Consider the following 16994-nt stretch of genomic DNA (forward strand, 5'->3'; position numbering starts at 1 on the left):
CAAGCATAAGATGAGGCACCCTGAAAGGCGATCTTTGCCTTTTTGGGTGCCTTAGCTTATGACCTCAAGCCTCTAAGCCCTGGAGCTGGATAAATTAAAAGCGGAGGCGGCTTGTTTAGCCTCGACAAGCACAACGCGGAAATCCCAAAAGGCGCTTTTTGCCTTATGGGATTTTTCGTTGTGACCTCAAGGGGCTAGCCGCTGGAGCTGGATAAACTAAAAGCGGAGGGGCTTTGCCCTGAGGCGACAAGCATAAGATGAGGCACCCGGAAAGGCGATCTTTGCCTTTTTGGGTGCCTTAGCTTATGACCTCGAGCCTCTAAGCCCTGGAGCTGGATAAACTAAAAGCGGAAGGGCTTTGCCCTGAGGCGACACTAAACAATATAAAAAGGAGGCCCCCGAAATAAAATTAAGGGCCTGCCTTTTCCATTCAACCATCTAGCTGCTTTTCTTCAATAATCTGTTTTTATTCGCCAGACCTTGAAGTCCTTCTGGATTGTAGCCCACCACCAGTTTTTTTCCGTCTGTCAAAAGGGGTCTGCGAAGAAGCTTCGGTTCATCAATGATCAATTTGATTACTTCCGATAGGGGCAGATCGTTCACGTCTTTCCCCAAGTCTTTGAAGGTTTGACTTCTAGTGGCAAGTATCTCATCAAGGCCATCTGTAGTGAGGGATAGTAAATCCATAAGCTCTTTATGTGTAGGCGTCTCTCTAAACAGGTGTCTTTCATCGAAATCGACGGAATGTGAAGTTAACCATTTTTTGGCTTTTCGACAAGAGGTGCAGCTTGGATAAGTAAAAAATGTCAGGTTATTCACTTTCGTACCTCCTTCTAATTTAATTTTCAGTTTCATCATCTCTTAAACGTATTGTATATTATTTGTATAACTTATGTACAGTTATTTCACTTGGGAATTTGTGAACGTTTTATTACAGTAACTCGATCAAGCTTATTTTCAACTATAGACATTTAAAAAAACAGGAAGCAACCCGTTTTCCAATGAATGTTTAGATCATCTGCTACTGTGCAAGAAGATAAATGAAAGTTTCAGGGTTAGATAACATGTAATCGTCACAAACTAACTTCAAACGGATATTTACTTTTATAGTAGTATTCATTTATAATATTGAGTGATGGACTTAGGGTGCAAAGGAGGGTTACATATGGATCGTATGTTTAGAGTTCTTGGGTTTTGGACTGGTATTTTTGCGGTTATGTTCTATCTTGGTGATATGACCACAACATCATTAATCTTTTTAGGCCAAACCGGATTCTTCATTATGCTTAGTTATTTAAAACTGTCCGAACGCATGTATATTTATGTTTTCGGTGCTTACTTAACAGTGTTCTTCGCAGGTTTTACTTATTGGACGACCTTTATGATGACTCCGGGTGCAGGAGGACACTAAAAAAAATCCCTTCAGCTAGTAGCTGAAGGGATTTTTTAATTTAGAAGCCGTTTAAAAATGGATTGGAATCCATCTCCACTTCAATCGAGGTTTGGGGACCGTGACCTGGAAGAACCGTGGTATTTTCAGGCAAGGTCAATAACTTTTCATGGATACTTGCTAACAACTCTTTCTGATTTCCTCCTGGTAAATCAGTTCGCCCAATACTCCCCATAAATAGAGTGTCTCCTGCTAATACGAATCCACTTTCTTGTACATAATAAGAAATACTACCAGGTGAATGACCAGGCGTTTCAAATAATTGCAGTTGAAAGTCATCAATATTCAAGGTTTTTTCATTGGTCAGTATGTAGTCAGCAGGCTTCAGTCTGATCAACTCACCCATCATGAAAAGCTGCGATCCATTCAATGAAGGGTCCAATAACCACTGAGCCTCTTTTTCATGAATATAAACAGGGATACTAAAGCGGTCCCTAATTTGATCCACGGCTCCGATATGATCAAAATGAGCATGAGTAAGAAGAATGGCCAATGGTGACATTGATTGATCCTCCAACCATTGAATAAGTTTCTCCCCATCTCCACCGGGATCGATGACCAGGCATTTCTTGTTTGTGTTCCATAAGATATAACAGTTGGTTTGCAAAGGTCCTAAGGGCATTTGTTTCCACTGCATCATTTCCACCTCCGTTAGTGATACTATTATTGTATCAGATCTTCCACCTCCAGATAAATACGGATAATGGGACGACATAGAAGTGTCAAACTTTTGACCTCGACAAACGGGAGAAAAACCTATAAAATGTTAGTGAGTGCATTTATGTACATAATGTTACAATAGGGTCAGTAAAACGCATTTTAATGAAAGGGGTCATATAAATGGGTCTTGTAATTATTACTTCACTGGTTACATTATTAGCTTTATTCGCAGTAGTAAGCACTTTCAAAAACAAGAATGCAATGGGAATCCTATTCTCATTGGCAACATTAGGTGTTTTTGGATGGTTTACAATTATGACTGTCCTTCACTCTGGTTACCCGGGTGGTCATTAATTAAAAATGTTTCACATTAAAAAGCCTTCCATTTCTTTGGAAGGCTTTTTAATGTGATTTTAAGCTCCAATTGAAAAGATTGTGTTTTTTAATGTGATCTCAGCATAAGCTGTCAAACAGCTTGTCCTTGATTGAATGAAAAATCAGCAACTACCTTCTTCCTTTTAAATTAATCTACGGCCTTGTATGGTTACTAAAAAGTACCCTATGGACCTTTTGGATGTGTACGTTATAATAAGAATTGTGAAATTTAACTTTACAGGATTGGGATATTCCTTTTCCTTGTAGCTGATTCTATATATAATTCGATCATAGATAAGGAGGTCAGGAAATGAAAAAATACAATATACCCGTAGAAGCTTCATTAGAAGTAATTGGAGGTAAATGGAAAGTCGTGATCCTCTGTCATTTGATAAAAAGCAAACGGAGAACCAGTGAATTAAAACGGTTGATGCCTGGTATAACCCAGAAAATGCTGACACAGCAATTGAGGGAGCTTGAGGGTGATGGGGTCATTAACAGGATCATTTATAATCAAGTACCCCCAAAGGTAGAGTACGAACTGACAGAGTACGGATGGTCATTGAAAGAACCTTTGGATATGTTGTGTACATGGGGCGAGCAGCATATTGAAAAAACATATCCCGACAAAAGTGAAGTCCTTTTAGAAAGCGAAGAAGCTTGAACGTTAACAGTAAAAGAGTGGGCATATTTTAACTAGATGACCACTCTTTTTTTTATCTTTATTTTTCTAATTTACGCTGAACGGAAGTGAGCTTTCCTTCCATGGTCGATTGCTTATCTCTGCGGTCATCAATTCTAATATTGGTTGCCACACGCTGGATCCCCTGTTGGAATGGGGATTCATGTATGTCTTGTATCACTTGGAACAGAACGGAAAGTTCCCCTTCAATGATTGTATTCATGGGAGTAAGCTGAAAACGGATCTTCCCATCTTCCTCATATGCCTTGAGTATCCTATGCAAATCCGCTACATACGAACTTACACTGGGTGACTCCGTTCCGATTGGTATAACGGTTACATCGACTATTGCCATTATATATCTGCCCCTTCTTCTTTTAATAGTTGAATGATGCTTGATTTCTTCAGACTGATTACTTTTTCAAGCTGATTCCCATATATACAGCTCTCTCCATCGGGAGAACACTGAATGGGTTCTAAAGGAAGATCATTAAACAGGACCTTTTCTTTTCCAGAATCCGTGTCCCATCCCTTTAAAGAAAACGTACCTGAGTACGTATCAAAGGATCCCGGTTCATTGGCAACGAAAGTAATGAACCAGCCAGTCTTTTCTATCATATCATAATAAGGGATTAACCAATCAGAGTAACGGCTCAAAAGTTCCACTGTGAATTCCGACTGAATTTCTCCGTTTGAATGAATAAACTGATACGTAAACGGCCCTTCTTCTTCATGTGAAAAGATCGATAACAGAGATTCATTGAATTGATTGAAATGGACACTATCCTCTACGATCATTTCTTTCTTATGATCGAGGATATTTTTAGATATTAAGGGGGCTGAAACACTCACTTCCTCCTTGTTCCAATCCTGATAAAGGACGGAGGATGCCGACTGCCACTGTACAAACGGCTGTTCCACTTCTATGGTGTCCATAGTTCCCTCCTGTATGTTTATTTCAAAGACCTGAAAGCTCCAATCTTCGCTAAAGGTTGTCATAAGCAATGCATCATCATTGAATTGATTCCAAGAATAGGTTAAATCGTAGGAAGGAACATCCTGTTGAAACTGTATCTTTCCTGATCTGTCTATGATCGTCACCTGGGCAGAATAAGACGTTGGAGACGAATGAATTAGTATCTTTTTCATATCCGGTGAAATACTGGCGTTCACATAGGAAGAAGAATGCACCTCATAAATTTTCTGGTTGCTTCCATCGTGCACATTGTAGATGTAGAAGGAAGGAACCCCCTCCACATTTCTTACAGATAGGATTTCGGAGCTGGATAGCCAGCCGACATTTTGAATAAATCCTTCAGAAGGAATAATATTGGCCATCATTTCTTTCTTTTCAATCTTCACTTTCTCTGAGGGGGAAGTAGTCTGCGTTTCTTTCGATTGACATGCCGCTAACCATAGGCAGCATATCATGAAGATCATGATCATGCTTAATTTATTCTTTATCATTCGTTTCCCCTCTCCTCTTTTATTCCATATTAATTAGTACGTTTCAAACGGAGAAATGTTTCAATATGATTAAAAAAACATTACAAAAATTCAAAAAAAGTGATGACCAGATGTTGATTTACACATCTTTTGGGTCACCACGATCGGTTACTATTCATTAGGATGTTGATTTATTTTACTCCTGATTCTGATTTTCTACAATAGTTATTTATGGAACCGTCAAAAAGATTTTTCGAGTATTTTTTTCCCTGTGCTGCTTTTTGTCGGTGCTGCAATCCACCTTTGCTTTAGGTTGTCCAGCTCCAGCGGCTAGCCCCTCGAAGTCTCAACGGAAAATCCCATAAGGCAAAGATCGCCTTCCGGGTGCCTCATCTTATGCTTGTCGCCTCTGGGCAAAGCCCTTCCGCTTTTAGTTTTATCCAGCTCCAGGGCTTAGAGGCTCGAGGTCATAAGCTAAGGCACCCCAAAAGGCAAAGATCGCCTTTCCGGGTGCCTCATCTTATGCTTGTCGCCTCTGGGCAAAGCCCTTCCGCTTTTAGTTTTATCCAGCTCCAGGGACTTAGAGGCTCGAGGTCATAAGCTAAGGCATCCCAAAAGGCAAAGAACGTTTTTCCGGGTGCCTCATTTTTGTGCTTGTCGGGGCTTTAAGAAGCTGCCTCCGCTTTAGTTAGTACCACCGATAAATCGAGACAAGGAGAATTCCTATCACATCCTGATAGATCTCATTAAATTGAGATAGGGGTAATGGGTTAATCCCCTTCCCTAATTCAATTGTGAATCCTGGTTTTTTAAATTCTTTAATGAACCAGTCCTTGTATCCAGCGTAACTATCAATGTAACGAACGGATTCATAACCGCTCACCCTGTTGAAATCCGCTGCAAGCTTGGCTGCTTCCGGTGGTTCCAACCCTTCGTACCCCCAATAAAACTCTTTTCCCTGGGTGTGAAGGGCTAGAAGACGATCGAAATTCTCTTGTCTGGCAAGCTTAGCCATTGCGATGCTTTCAGGCTCTGAAAGGGGCTTATATCCTGGGAAATCTCTTGGAGCAGGTTCTTTTTCCTCTTTTCTTTCCTTCTCCAATTCCCACTTAGCAGGAAACTGATTATTCAGGTCCACTCCTCTTATATTGGCTTTCCAACCGGTAAAGTCGGTACTTCCCCGATTAATTGCTATTAATTCTTTTCTTTTGTCACTCGGAGGTCCATTCAAAACAAGATCCACTCCATCCGGATTCACCATTGGTACAAATGAAACCGTGACCTCTCCATATAGGGGCAGAGTTTGTATGCCTCTTATAGGCTGACTGTTAGTCAAGGATAATAAGTAATCATTTAAAAACGTCATCAGGATCGAGGTGGTGATCCATTCATTCGCATGGAAAGAGGCATCAATGTGGACCTTTTTTCTCCCTGTTCCTATCCGGATTTCCAGGAGATCTTTTCCGAGTACACTTTCACCTACTGATCTTAATTTTATGAACGGATAGATCTTCTTTAATTTCTGCACATCCTCGTCAAATCTTTGTGAACTGTAAGACTGTTTACCATTCAGGATGGGAGAAACCACCCTGGATGGAAGGGTTATAGTTGACCCTATTTGCAGTCCACCTGGATTGACATCATCATTCATTAGAAGTAAGGCGTCGACACCGATGTTTCGATTTTGGGCAATTGACCATAAGGAATCACCCTGTTTAATGGAATAATCTTCTCTTCTAAACCCAGGAATTTCAATATCTGTACCGATTTTCAATCTATTCGGATCAACGGAAGGATTTGAATCGATGATTAGTTGGATTGGGATATAAAACAGTTGGCTATAGTACCAAAAGGAATCGCCACTGCGCACTTTCACTTTCATGATGGAACCTCCCCATTCAAATGTCCTTACTTACATGTATGAATAGTTCAAAATTTCATGACAAAAAAAGCTTGCGAGTGATCGCAAGCTTTTTCCTTAGGATTCATCATTATCCCGATATTCGGTTTCACCATAAAAACGAAGGAGATCTCCGTAAATGATCTTATCAGAGTATTCCAGCTCATTATTCACAGGCTCTATATATGGCTCACAATACTTCATATCCGTTTTTTCTTCCGTTTTTTTATTCCAGCATTTTTCTCCCGCATATACATAGTCTTTCGTGATGAATCTTCCATCCCTGAGTATCGCCAGGTCTTCATGCTTATCTGAGAAGATATCAGAACCAAACTGAATATCTTTTTTAGTGTCAATTCCGAGAAGGTGCATGATGGTCGGTTTTAAGTCGATTTGCCCGGAAACCTTCGAAATGGTTTTCCCTTCCTGACCCGGGACGTGGATGATCATCGGCACCTGCTGAAGCTGCGTGCTTACGAAAGGTGTAATGTCTTTACCAAGATATTGGCTCATCGCTTTATTGTGGTTTTCTGATATCCCATAATGGTCACCGTACATCACGATGACAGAATTCTCATATAGACCTGATTCCTTTAAGTCGGTGATGAAGTTCTTCACGGCTTCATCCATGTAACGGACGGTTTGGAAATAACGATTCACCGTACCGTCATTGGAGGTATAAGGATCGATCAACTTATCTTCTTCATCTAAAGTGAAAGGATAATGGTTCGTTAAAGTAATCATCTTTGTACTGAACGGTTGAGGCATTTCTTTCATATGCTCTACAGACTGTTCAAAGAACGGGATATCTTTCATGCCCCAGTTCACTGAGTTTTCTTCTGTTACATCATAATCAGGTAATGAATAAAATCGTTCATATCCCAAGGAATCATACATGATGTCACGGTTCCAGAAGCTTTTATTGTTGGCATGCATAGCCGTTGTATAATACCCGTTTTCTCCAAGCTTTTCCGTCATGGACTCAAATTCATTTCCTGAATGGGTAAAGAAAACCGCTCCACGGTTCAGCGGATAAAGAGAGTTGTCCATGATGAACTCTGAATCCGACGTCTTCCCTTGCTGAGTTTGATGATAAAATTGATCAAAATAGTAGCTTTCACCAATAAAGTCATTCAGGAAAGGAGTAATCTCCTGTCCGTTCACTTCACTATTGATTACAAAATTCTGCATGGACTCAAGGGACACTATAATCAGGTTCTTGTCTTTAGCCACACCAAACATGTTTTTATCAGGTTCGATGTAACTCGCTCTTATATAGTTGTCGATGTCTGCTAATTCACTTCCATCTGCCATCGCTCTCTGTGCAGAAGACTTGGATTGAAGGAAGATGTCGTATACATGATAATTGTAGGTTCCAATATTCTTGACTAACATTTCACGATCGAATGTTCTTGTCAGTAATTGAGGTCTTTCCGATTCTGCTAAGCCCAGGTTAAAGAACACCAGTGCTGTCGCAACCAGGAAATAAGCGCGTCGATTGGCTCTAGAGTAATTCTGTAAAGAAAACCAGGTTGGTTTCAACTTAATGATAAGAATTAACACCATTACATCGGTGAAATAAAATAGATCCTTCCAGCTCATGATTGCACTGGCACTGGTTCCTAAATCAGAGAAATTACTCGTTTGAAAGAGTACAGGCAATGTCAAAAAGTCATCGAAGAATCGATAGAATACTACATTCCCGTATAGGATAAACGAAAGTATGAAGCTTGCTGTGATAATATATCGGGTGCGTGACTTATCCTTCTTGAGAAGTAATCCGATTCCGAAGACGAATAGTAAGAAACTGAGTGGGTTAATGAATAGAATCAGTTCCTGTAGTGTGTTTTCTATCTTTATATCAAAACTAGTTTTATAGACAATATACGTTTTGATCCAAAGGAGCAGTGCCGCGAAAATGATAAGCGGTACCTTTCGTGCCTTTATTGTAGTCATGTATTCAGCCTCCTTGCTACAAACGGTTCCTGCGTATGTAACACTTTCATTATTTATATAGTGAATTCAGATCATTTATCTGAGCAGCCTTGAGTTATCTTAATACCGTTTTTACAAAACGTCAAAAGGGGATACATATTCGGTGTGTATAATTATTTAAGTCTTATTCTCTTACCCATACTATTAGACGAATGAAACCATTAAAAGTTTCAAAAAAACACTATTATTTTTAAATGGGTCAATTGTCCTTAGGTTTTTCAGACTGCTTTTCTATAAAAAAAAGAACTCTCCACTTAGGGAAAAGTTCTCTATTTGTTATATTCAAAGCCTTTAGATCAAATTTTGTTCTTGACTAACCAGGCTGCCCCGATCACACCGGCATCATTCCCCAACGTGGCGATACTCAAATGGGTAGACGTACGAACAGTCGGAAATGAAAACTGTTCAAAAAATTTCACGACCGGCTTCAATAAGATGTCCCCTGCTTTCGAGACTCCCCCTCCGATCACAATTTTTTCCGGATTTAGCCCATTTCCAAGATTCGCTAGGGATAACCCAAGATAGAAAGCCAATTGATCAATAACTTCAATGGCAAGTTCATCGCTGTCCCTTGCTGCATCAAAGATATCCTTCGCACTGATTGAGCCATGGGAATCCCTGACTGCTCTCAGAGTAGACTCTTCCGCTGTGGCATCCAGTTTCTTATTTGCGAGGCGAACGACGCCAGTAGCTGATGCAACGGTTTCCAAACATCCCGTTTTCCCGCAATTACACTTAAATCCACCTTCCGGAACGACGGTGATATGACCGATCTCCCCACCTGCTCCTTTTACACCGTGTACGATATCACCATTGGTGATCACGCCGCCACCGACGCCGGTTCCTAATGTGACACATACGATATCTTTCGCACCGTCTCCTGCACCCTTCCACATTTCACCCAAGGCGGCACAGTTTGCATCATTGTCGATGACTGCGTTCAATCCTGTTTCTACTTCAAGAAGATCCTTTAAAGGTGTATTATTCTCCCACCCCAAATTGACCGCTTCGTAAATGATCCCTTTATTCGTATCGACGGGTCCCGGTGCCCCCATGCCGATTCCAACCAGTTTATCCTTGCTCTGGTCTATTTCCTCAAGCTTTTTATCAATCGCTTTGGCAATATTCACAATGATATTTTTACCGTTTTCAGATTTATCAGTGGGGATTTCCCATTTATGTAGAAGCTCGCCGTATTTACTCAAGAACGCAATCTTTGTTGTCGTTCCCCCTAAATCCACTCCAACTAACCATTTTTCTGTCACTTTTATCACCTGTCCTGTTTTTCTTTTTCAATTTCTATTTCATGACGCAACAAAAATAAAGCTGTTTGAAAGTCCCGGGTATCGATCAGCTGGGATTGATAGAGTTCCTTTAATTCGCCTTCCATAAGTTGCAGGTCAGAAAGACGATGCCCAACATATATAATCGTTCCATAACTTTTAAGTAACTGTTGGATATCATAAATCGTTTTCATGTCCATACACCTGCCTTCTTTTCTTCACTATAAAGTATAAGTTAAAAACGCTTTCTTCTCAATCATAATCAAACCAGTTCTGACGTAAAGCAAAAAGAGATTTTCTTAAAGGACGATCCAGTAAGAAAATCTCAATTCTATCGATTCTATCGATCAGGGTCTTTCGGATGCAGAAACCGTGGCCGCCTGTTCTTAAGCGGCATTGGAGAGCGCAGGAATACATCCCTGAATGCCCTGAAGTTGAAGGGAATGAATGGCCACATATATGGAATGTCGAAGGAGCTCATTCTAGAAAGCATAATGATCCATAAGAACACACCAATGACAAACCCATACACTCCAAATAGAGCAGTGCATATCAATAAGAAGATTCTAACAAGACGATTGGCAAGACTCATCTCATAACTCGGTGTAGAGAACGTACCGATGGCAGCAATCGCCAGGTATAGAATGACTTCATTAATGAAGAGTCCGACTTCCACCGCCACCTGCCCGATCATCAAAGCAGCAACAAGCCCGAGTGCGGTTGCCAGAGAAGACGGCGTGTGAATGGCGGCCATCCTTAGTATATCTATTCCGACTTCTATGATTAAAAATTGAAGGAATAAGGGAACTTCCCCTACATCATTCGGACCTATGTAGGCAAAATACTCCGGAAGCAACTCAGGGTGAATGGCGAATAAATAATAAAGCGGAAGTAAAAAGATCGACGACCACACCGCAATAAACCTTACAAAACGCAGATAAGCTCCTACAGATGGTTTATTCCTGTATTCCTCTGCATGCTGAAGATGATGCCAAAAAGTTGTCGGGGTAATGAGTACACTCGGAGAGCCGTCTACCATGATCAGGACATGTCCCTCGTAAAGATGGGCAGCTGCTGTATCCGGTCTTTCCGTATACCTGACTAAAGGATAGGGATTCCAATGACGACCCGCTATAAACTCCTCCAATGTTTTCTCCCCCATAGGAAGACCGTCTGTATCAATTTTTGAGAGAGCATCCTTGATTTTATGGACCAATTTCGGATCGGCTATGTCTTCAATATAACTGACGACTATATCCGTTTTGGACCTTCTCCCGATTTGCATATACTCCATGCGAAGAGAGGGATCACGCACTCTCCTTCTCGTCAATGCAGTATTAAACACAATTGTCTCGACATACCCGTCTCTTGATCCTCTTACAACCCGCTCAAGATCGGGCTCCTGTGGTCCCCTGACAGGGTACGTTCTTGCATCGATCATAATGACCTTATCGATCCCATCCACCACGAGGGCTGTCGGACCTGCTAAAACTAAATCAATCACCTGATTCAAGTCATCTACTTGCTCAATCTCTATATAAGGAATGTAGGTCTTCAATAGCTTTTCTAAAGTATCTTCTTCTAATTGTTCAGGACTGAGTCCCGATAAGAGCTTCATTAGATAATGCATAATATCATCTTTAACGAAGCCATCCACTAGAAACATGGCCATCTTTCTCTCAGCATACTCCAGATCCAATTGAATGACATCAAAGCTTTTGTCCACTGCTAAGGAGTTCCTTAGATAACTGGTGTTTTCTTCAATCTGAGTAGAGACAGGCTTTTTCTTTTCATTCGACATTAGCCTTCACTCCCAATAACTTTACATGAATTTCCATATTTACCATCCTAGACAAAGAAGCCGGAAATCATACATCCAATCATATTCATTTACACTCCTTCATACTATGTACAAAATGGACAAACCACTGGAGTGAAGGAAATGAAGTATAGGCTGAAAGAAGCAATGCCCTTTCTGGTGATTATGTGTATAGTCTCTCTGGGGATTCAATTTATTTACAAACCACAAACGAGGGAAAGCATTATTTTTTTCCCAATTAATGAAAATGTATCTTACGAATCGGCTACCACGATCCTAATGCTTGAACCGGAGAAGAAAAATGATCATTATGAGGTAAACTGGAAGGTGTCTTCAAAGCTTGATACACCTGCTTATTTACGTCAGGATGTCGGCTTTTTATATATGAACGGGAGACTGAAGGGGGTTATGAATGAATGGGAACAAGATACCGATCAAATTGTAGAGGAATCAATCATAAAGGGAAAAGAAAGCAGTCTTCTTCAAGCTGTATCTTTCCATTATTCAGAAATACATGAATCGGACACAGAGTTCACCAGTGCTCAGAAAATGTCCGAAGATACATTGTACGTAATCGATTCAAATTTCAGCCCGTTGAATGCCTTTAGGAAACCGGGGACAGATGCAGAAAAAGAGTGGAAGGACATTTTGGACAAAGTGACGTCCCAACAGCTCGACTACTTATGGGAAAAGGCCATTTCAACCATGGATATTCCCGTCGAAGAATATACCTCCATACCGCTGACAGGGCTTCAGATGTTAAATAGCAGCCCTTTGGAAGGGTTTACCCGGCAGGAATGGGACCGTCTGATCGGAAACCTATGGGAAGGACTATATAAGAACTATTATTTAGGAATTAAAAAAGAGGACGGCTCTGTTGTGGATTCCATCGACAGTGCCATCCCTCTTATATTAGTGAAAAAAGACAAAAAAGAAGTCCTTGTGCTGCTCATTGATCAGAATGGGGAACCGTCCTTACTTAGACAGCTGATCTCTCATTAAGGGCTCCTCTGCAGTTCTTTATAAAGCTTCTCATAATTTTTATCCTTCTTATTTAATTCATAGGCTTTTTTTGCATGAAGGAAAGCCTCCTCCCTACTTCCTGAATCGATCAGAATCAATGCAAGATTGTAATGGGCTTCATGAAACCCTTCATCTTCTTCTATTGCAGCCATCAAATGCTCTTTTGCAGGTGCCAGTTGGTTCTGCTTAATTTCAGCATACGAAAGGTAGAAAAAGGTTTGTGCATTTGGGTCCCCCTCTTCCACAACAGGGGTAAGAATGTTCACGGCTTCCTCCCACTCTTGATTCGCAATTCTTTCCTGAGCCACCCCATTAACTGTATCGACGTCCCAGGAAGTTGAATCTGTTCCGATGCCTTTCCATATCAATACACTGGTGAGCAGGATACTTCCCATAAGGAATAAGAGCTGACGTAAAGGTCGGAAAACGTGTGGCAGACTGACTATCCCAGCTGCCAGGAAACCCCCCGCAAGTCCTCCGATATGTCCAGCATTATCAATACCCGGAATGGTGAATCCGAGAACCAGATTCAATAATATGACCGCAATGATATTGCTCCCCATGGTACGGAAGAAAACGTTTGGGTATAGCACGCCAAAGTATAGGAGAGCACCGAAACACCCAAATATTGCCCCACTTGCCCCTGCAGAAAGATTGGATGTAAACAGGAAGCTTGCAAGGGTGCCAGCTATTCCAGACAGCATATAAATGATAACGAACCGGCTCCGGCCGAACATCTTTTCGACTGCGGTTCCCAGGTAATAAAGGGCAAGTGTGTTCATAAGCAGGTGCAATAAACCTATATGAAGGAAGATAGGGGTCACCAGACGCCACCACTCTCCTTCAATCATGAGAGGATTATATTTCGCACCGAATTGAATGAGCGTCTGTGAATCCTTACTTCCTCCATTCAGTTCCAGGATCAGGAACATGATGACTTGAACGGCAATGAAGAAATAAGTAAAAAACGGCTTTCCTCTTTCAAATAGCTGTTTTTCCTTTTTAATCTGCTTGGAGGACGCCGTCATCGTCATGTTTTTGATCCATTCGACATTCGCTTCAACGACTTCAGACGGGAGTTCCCATTCTCCTTTACTGAAAAAAGGATGGGTTTTAAGCTCTTTCACTCCATCTTCTCCATGAAAGAGAATAGGCTGAATGGTCGTCTTATGATAGCTCATGGGATCCAGGAATAGACGTGAATCACCATCGACAGGGGGAAAGGTTGATATGTATAGATTCTTAATGTGAAGCTTCCTTTTCCCCAGGGATTTCCGTATTTTCTCTCCATTCACCGAGGTCAATTCCAGATCCTTCTTGACCCAGTTGCCCCAGTCCAGATCTTTTCTAACAATTCGGATGATGTTCCCCTCTTTCATCCTCGGGTTTTCCAACCATAATTCATCCTGGTCTGGAGAAAGATTCAGGATCCGATAGTGTTTATATTCCACTAAAAAGTGGGCCACTTTCCAAAACAAATAATGATAACGTAAATCCACATCATCCACTACTTTCTTTTACTCTTTTAACACACGAAACGGAGTTGTTTCATAGAGCCTACTTTTTTTAAGGTAGTTTTTATAGACTTTATTGCTTTTAAGAGGAAACACTAGCTGCAAGCGGAGCAGTCCCCCTCGCCTTCCAGCACGTACTGGTTGACAGAGCTTTAACAGATTCTGTTTTCAAACAACGATCTTTGCGAAAAGAGACTTAGAGAATACACGTGTCCCCCCTACTATACCGAACCTGTTTTTAGTGTGTAAACAAAAAAGGCTGCAGGAAAGGAATAGGATCCTCCTGCAGTCTTTTTAAGGTCAAGAACGGAATGCTCCTTGAATGAATCTCGAGCGGATACCGGGTATACCCATTGCGGCTCTCACGGCAAATTTACGAATGAGAAAATTTCCTAATAATACGTTTAACAACCGATATCGATTTGGAACCAGAAATAGAACCAATCCGCCAAACACTAACCATTTTGTCCATCCGTTCATCATGATCCCTCCTAATGATAGTTTGGATCATAACCGATTAGCTTATCCCACTAATTTATCTAAACCTGCATTTTTTTCCTACTTCAATAGAGGAGAATGATGATCACTCCCGCCATAAGGCTTGAAAGAGCATTTACAAGCTCATTATTCATCCAGTAGCCCTTCGTCCTTTCGGTCCGACGCCCACAGTGAATAGTGGATTCGGTTTGCACCCCGCAAACTCTGCAGCAGTAATCCAATTGGACATATGCCCCCAGTAGTGTATCCAGAAGGTTTCCGAGAAAGCCGGATAGAGTGATCAGGGTAAAGAGAGTGGAATCCATTCCGTCCAACATCAACAGTGCTGCAAGTGAAATTAAGGCTGCACCAGCCACAGCCGCTACTGTACCAATGAGAGAAACGGCACCCGATGTACCTTTGGCCACTCTCCTGAACGACCTTACGGAGAACGGCCGTTTATGACTGAGGGGACCAATTTCAGAGGCCCATGTATCCGAATTTGCGGCTGCAATCGACGCGACAAAGGCAAATGTCCATACATCTACCCCCGTCAAACTGAACATCAGAGCGAAAAGGGCAGCCGGACCACCGTTTGCCATTACCTGCTGCCAATCTCTAATGGACGTCTTTGCGAGCCGGTCCTCTATCCCGTGCTTAGCTTTCTTAAAAAGATGGGACCATATGCTTGACGAGAGGAAGAAGACCCCCAATACAAACAACCCCGGGAAGCCATAAGCGTTACCAATGATTAGACCGACCACCACCGCCATCAAGGCCCCTGATATGCTTAAGTTATGTGTCCTCCATCCTCCCATTGCGGTGGCAAGAATAAAGAGAAGAAGAAAGAAAGACTCAGCCGTCACAATGGATCCGTCTCTTTTCCGTCAGTATGGTTGAAACCTTCATATCGAAGGATTCAATCGGCAGTGAATCGACCATTTGTTCTTCAAATGCAAGAGACATTGTAATTCCTGAGTAGGTCGAAAGCAAACGATCATAATACCCTCCCCCAAACCCAAGACGGTAACCCGAGATGGTGTATGCTAACCCTGGGACCATCATCAATTCAATCGAGTCATTATGTATAACAATGGATTTATCGGGATTCGGTTCAAATAGATTAAAAAAAGATTGTTCCAGCTGATTAAAATCATGAAGTTCATAAAAAATCAATTGCCGGTTCTGCGGAAAACATTTTGGTACAACGACTGTTTTCCCTGCTTCCCAACATCTTTTAATGATATTCCATGTGTTGATTTCCGGAGGCTTTGAAATGGTGATCGCGACCGTTCGACTGTTCTGCCACTCTGTAGAACGGAAGAGTCGCTGTTCTATTTCAAAGCATTTTTGTTGAAATGCTATTTGATCGATTGATTTCAAAGCTTGGAGCTGAGATTTCCGTCGGTCTTTTTTAGACATAAGATCCCTCCATACTTCCTATACTGATACTCTATTTTAATGGATTTTCTATGTAATTGCGATATTTTTTGAACCATCATTGCCTTGATCACCATGTTTGAATTGACCGCCATCCCCCAGAAAAGCATAAAAAAAAGCAGCGGATAAAATCCGGCTGCTTATTTCGTTTCGCGGTGAAGAGTCACACGCTTTAATTTCGGGCAATATTTTTTTAGCTCAAGACGATCTGGGTTGTTACGCTTGTTCTTAGTAGTAATATAGTTACGCTCACCAGTTTCAGTGCAAGCTAAAGTAATGTTTACACGCATTATTATTTCCCTCCAAACATATACATCTTCTACTATTCATACGACTTTTCTATAATATCACTTTTCTTATGGAAATGCTAGTCCGTTTTTTATTCTATCACTTAAATTTGAAACCTCCTCTTCCATCGCACCTTCAATGGCATACACTTTCCCCTGTTTCACTTCAAAGGGCTTGAAAGTGAAGTCCAGCATATACACCATCATATTAAGCCCATTGGTTATGGGATAGTAGTATAAGCTCCCCTTGGTTAGAGATTTCTTCCAAAGCTTGAGCCCCTTCAGATTGAGTGGATAGATGGTTTTCTTAACAGATCCCGCACAGGAAACAATGTTGGTGATGGCAACGCGTTTTCCACTGTAATTCCAGAAGGTATCCTTCGATAGGGACAGGACCCCTACTCCATCCTCCTTGCAAGCAAGCCATTCAATAAGAAAGAATACTTTTAGACGCCGAGTTTCTTTTGACATATTTTCCATTTCAAATACGCAGGATTCCCCCCACCCCTCAACCTCTTCCTTTACCCTTACTTTTATATCCGTAAGCGAGGACAATTGCTCAGAGTGAATAGGCATATATTCATTGGTTTTGCTCCAGGCTATTCCTTGGATATGGAACGTACGATTCGGATTCTCCCTCATT

Annotated in this window: 19 protein-coding genes; 4 read left to right on the plus strand and 15 right to left on the minus strand. The window is 41.4% G+C overall.

All coding sequences use genetic code 11. The annotated features are described in order from the left end of the window. Window positions 1–438 precede the first annotated feature (438 nt). Window positions 439–819, minus strand: a complete 381-nt coding sequence (locus BAA9072_RS04455) for a Spx/MgsR family RNA polymerase-binding regulatory protein (RefSeq protein WP_230980752.1) — start codon at window positions 817–819, stop codon at window positions 439–441. A gap of 346 nt (window positions 820–1165) precedes the next feature. Between BAA9072_RS04455 and BAA9072_RS04460 the strand changes: the two genes are divergently transcribed. Beyond that, on the plus strand, window positions 1166–1411 hold the full coding sequence (locus BAA9072_RS04460) for a DUF2626 domain-containing protein (RefSeq protein WP_034757675.1): 246 nt from the start codon (window positions 1166–1168) through the stop codon (window positions 1409–1411). Window positions 1412–1451: 40 nt separating this feature from the next. Here BAA9072_RS04460 and BAA9072_RS04465 read toward each other — a convergent pair whose 3' ends face one another. Beyond that, window positions 1452–2087: an MBL fold metallo-hydrolase gene (locus BAA9072_RS04465; protein WP_201713698.1), complete on the minus strand. Its 636-nt coding sequence runs from the start codon at window positions 2085–2087 to the stop codon at window positions 1452–1454. A gap of 203 nt (window positions 2088–2290) precedes the next feature. Here BAA9072_RS04465 and BAA9072_RS04470 point away from each other — a divergent pair, with 203 nt between their 5' ends. Both BAA9072_RS04470 and BAA9072_RS04475 read left to right on the plus strand, forming a co-directional pair. Then, entirely contained in the window at window positions 2291–2464 is a 174-nt protein-coding gene (locus BAA9072_RS04470) for a DUF2759 domain-containing protein (RefSeq protein WP_034757672.1), read from the plus strand. Between the two features lie 331 nt (window positions 2465–2795). Beyond that, the gene (locus tag BAA9072_RS04475) at window positions 2796–3149 is read left to right on the plus strand and encodes a winged helix-turn-helix transcriptional regulator (protein WP_201713482.1); all 354 of its coding nucleotides are present in this window, start codon (window positions 2796–2798) and stop codon (window positions 3147–3149) included. A 58-nt stretch (window positions 3150–3207) separates the two neighbouring features. On the opposite strand, the gene BAA9072_RS04480 is transcribed toward BAA9072_RS04475, so the two are convergent. From BAA9072_RS04480 to BAA9072_RS04510, 7 genes are all read right to left on the minus strand, one after another. Further along, a complete protein-coding gene (locus BAA9072_RS04480) occupies window positions 3208–3522 on the minus strand; it encodes an MTH1187 family thiamine-binding protein (RefSeq protein WP_201713483.1) in 315 nt (104 codons plus the stop codon). Next, window positions 3522–4634 (minus strand): YqgU-like beta propeller domain-containing protein, encoded by a 1113-nt coding sequence (locus BAA9072_RS04485; protein WP_201713484.1) that lies wholly within the window; start codon window positions 4632–4634, stop codon window positions 3522–3524. The genes BAA9072_RS04480 and BAA9072_RS04485 overlap by 1 nt, the downstream gene beginning before the upstream one ends. Before the next feature lie 667 nt (window positions 4635–5301). Continuing rightward, complete coding sequence (locus BAA9072_RS04490; protein WP_201713485.1) at window positions 5302–6495, minus strand: M14 family metallopeptidase; 1194 nt, start codon at window positions 6493–6495, stop codon at window positions 5302–5304. Window positions 6496–6591: 96 nt separating this feature from the next. Then, entirely contained in the window at window positions 6592–8469 is a 1878-nt protein-coding gene (locus BAA9072_RS04495; protein ID WP_201713486.1) for an LTA synthase family protein, read from the minus strand. A 335-nt stretch (window positions 8470–8804) separates the two neighbouring features. After that, window positions 8805–9773, minus strand: a complete 969-nt coding sequence (locus tag BAA9072_RS04500; RefSeq protein WP_201713487.1) for an ROK family glucokinase — start codon at window positions 9771–9773, stop codon at window positions 8805–8807. Window positions 9774–9778: 5 nt separating this feature from the next. Further along, window positions 9779–9985: a YqgQ family protein gene (locus BAA9072_RS04505; protein ID WP_060673432.1), complete on the minus strand. Its 207-nt coding sequence runs from the start codon at window positions 9983–9985 to the stop codon at window positions 9779–9781. 146 nt (window positions 9986–10131) lie between these two features. Beyond that, on the minus strand, window positions 10132–11592 hold the full coding sequence (locus BAA9072_RS04510; protein ID WP_201713488.1) for a spore germination protein: 1461 nt from the start codon (window positions 11590–11592) through the stop codon (window positions 10132–10134). Between the two features lie 141 nt (window positions 11593–11733). Here BAA9072_RS04510 and BAA9072_RS04515 point away from each other — a divergent pair, with 141 nt between their 5' ends. After that, window positions 11734–12612, plus strand: coding sequence for a hypothetical protein (locus tag BAA9072_RS04515; RefSeq protein WP_201713489.1), 879 nt, complete (start codon window positions 11734–11736; stop codon window positions 12610–12612). On the opposite strand, the gene BAA9072_RS04520 is transcribed toward BAA9072_RS04515, so the two are convergent. The 6 genes from BAA9072_RS04520 to BAA9072_RS04545 all read right to left on the minus strand — a co-directional run bounded on the left by BAA9072_RS04520 (window position 12609) and on the right by BAA9072_RS04545 (window position 16993). After that, window positions 12609–14132, minus strand: coding sequence for a rhomboid family intramembrane serine protease (locus tag BAA9072_RS04520; protein WP_201713490.1), 1524 nt, complete (start codon window positions 14130–14132; stop codon window positions 12609–12611). The two genes, BAA9072_RS04515 and BAA9072_RS04520, sit on opposite strands and share 4 nt — an antisense overlap. Window positions 14133–14447: 315 nt before the next feature. Next, the gene (locus BAA9072_RS04525; protein WP_330999263.1) at window positions 14448–14630 is read right to left on the minus strand and encodes a hypothetical protein; all 183 of its coding nucleotides are present in this window, start codon (window positions 14628–14630) and stop codon (window positions 14448–14450) included. Window positions 14631–14710: 80 nt separating this feature from the next. Beyond that, a complete protein-coding gene (locus tag BAA9072_RS04530; protein ID WP_230980753.1) occupies window positions 14711–15490 on the minus strand; it encodes a DUF92 domain-containing protein in 780 nt (259 codons plus the stop codon). Continuing rightward, window positions 15480–16046 (minus strand): 5-formyltetrahydrofolate cyclo-ligase, encoded by a 567-nt coding sequence (locus BAA9072_RS04535; protein WP_201713491.1) that lies wholly within the window; start codon window positions 16044–16046, stop codon window positions 15480–15482. The genes BAA9072_RS04530 and BAA9072_RS04535 overlap by 11 nt, the downstream gene beginning before the upstream one ends. A gap of 158 nt (window positions 16047–16204) precedes the next feature. Then, entirely contained in the window at window positions 16205–16354 is a 150-nt protein-coding gene (gene rpmG, locus BAA9072_RS04540) for a 50S ribosomal protein L33 (protein ID WP_064091498.1), read from the minus strand. Between the two features lie 66 nt (window positions 16355–16420). Further along, on the minus strand, window positions 16421–16993 hold the full coding sequence (locus BAA9072_RS04545) for a hypothetical protein (protein ID WP_201713492.1): 573 nt from the start codon (window positions 16991–16993) through the stop codon (window positions 16421–16423). Window position 16994 lies beyond the last annotated feature (1 nt).

Source organism: Rossellomorea arthrocnemi, from assembly GCF_904424705.1.
Lineage (GTDB): Bacteria > Bacillota > Bacilli > Bacillales > Bacillaceae_B > Rossellomorea > Rossellomorea arthrocnemi.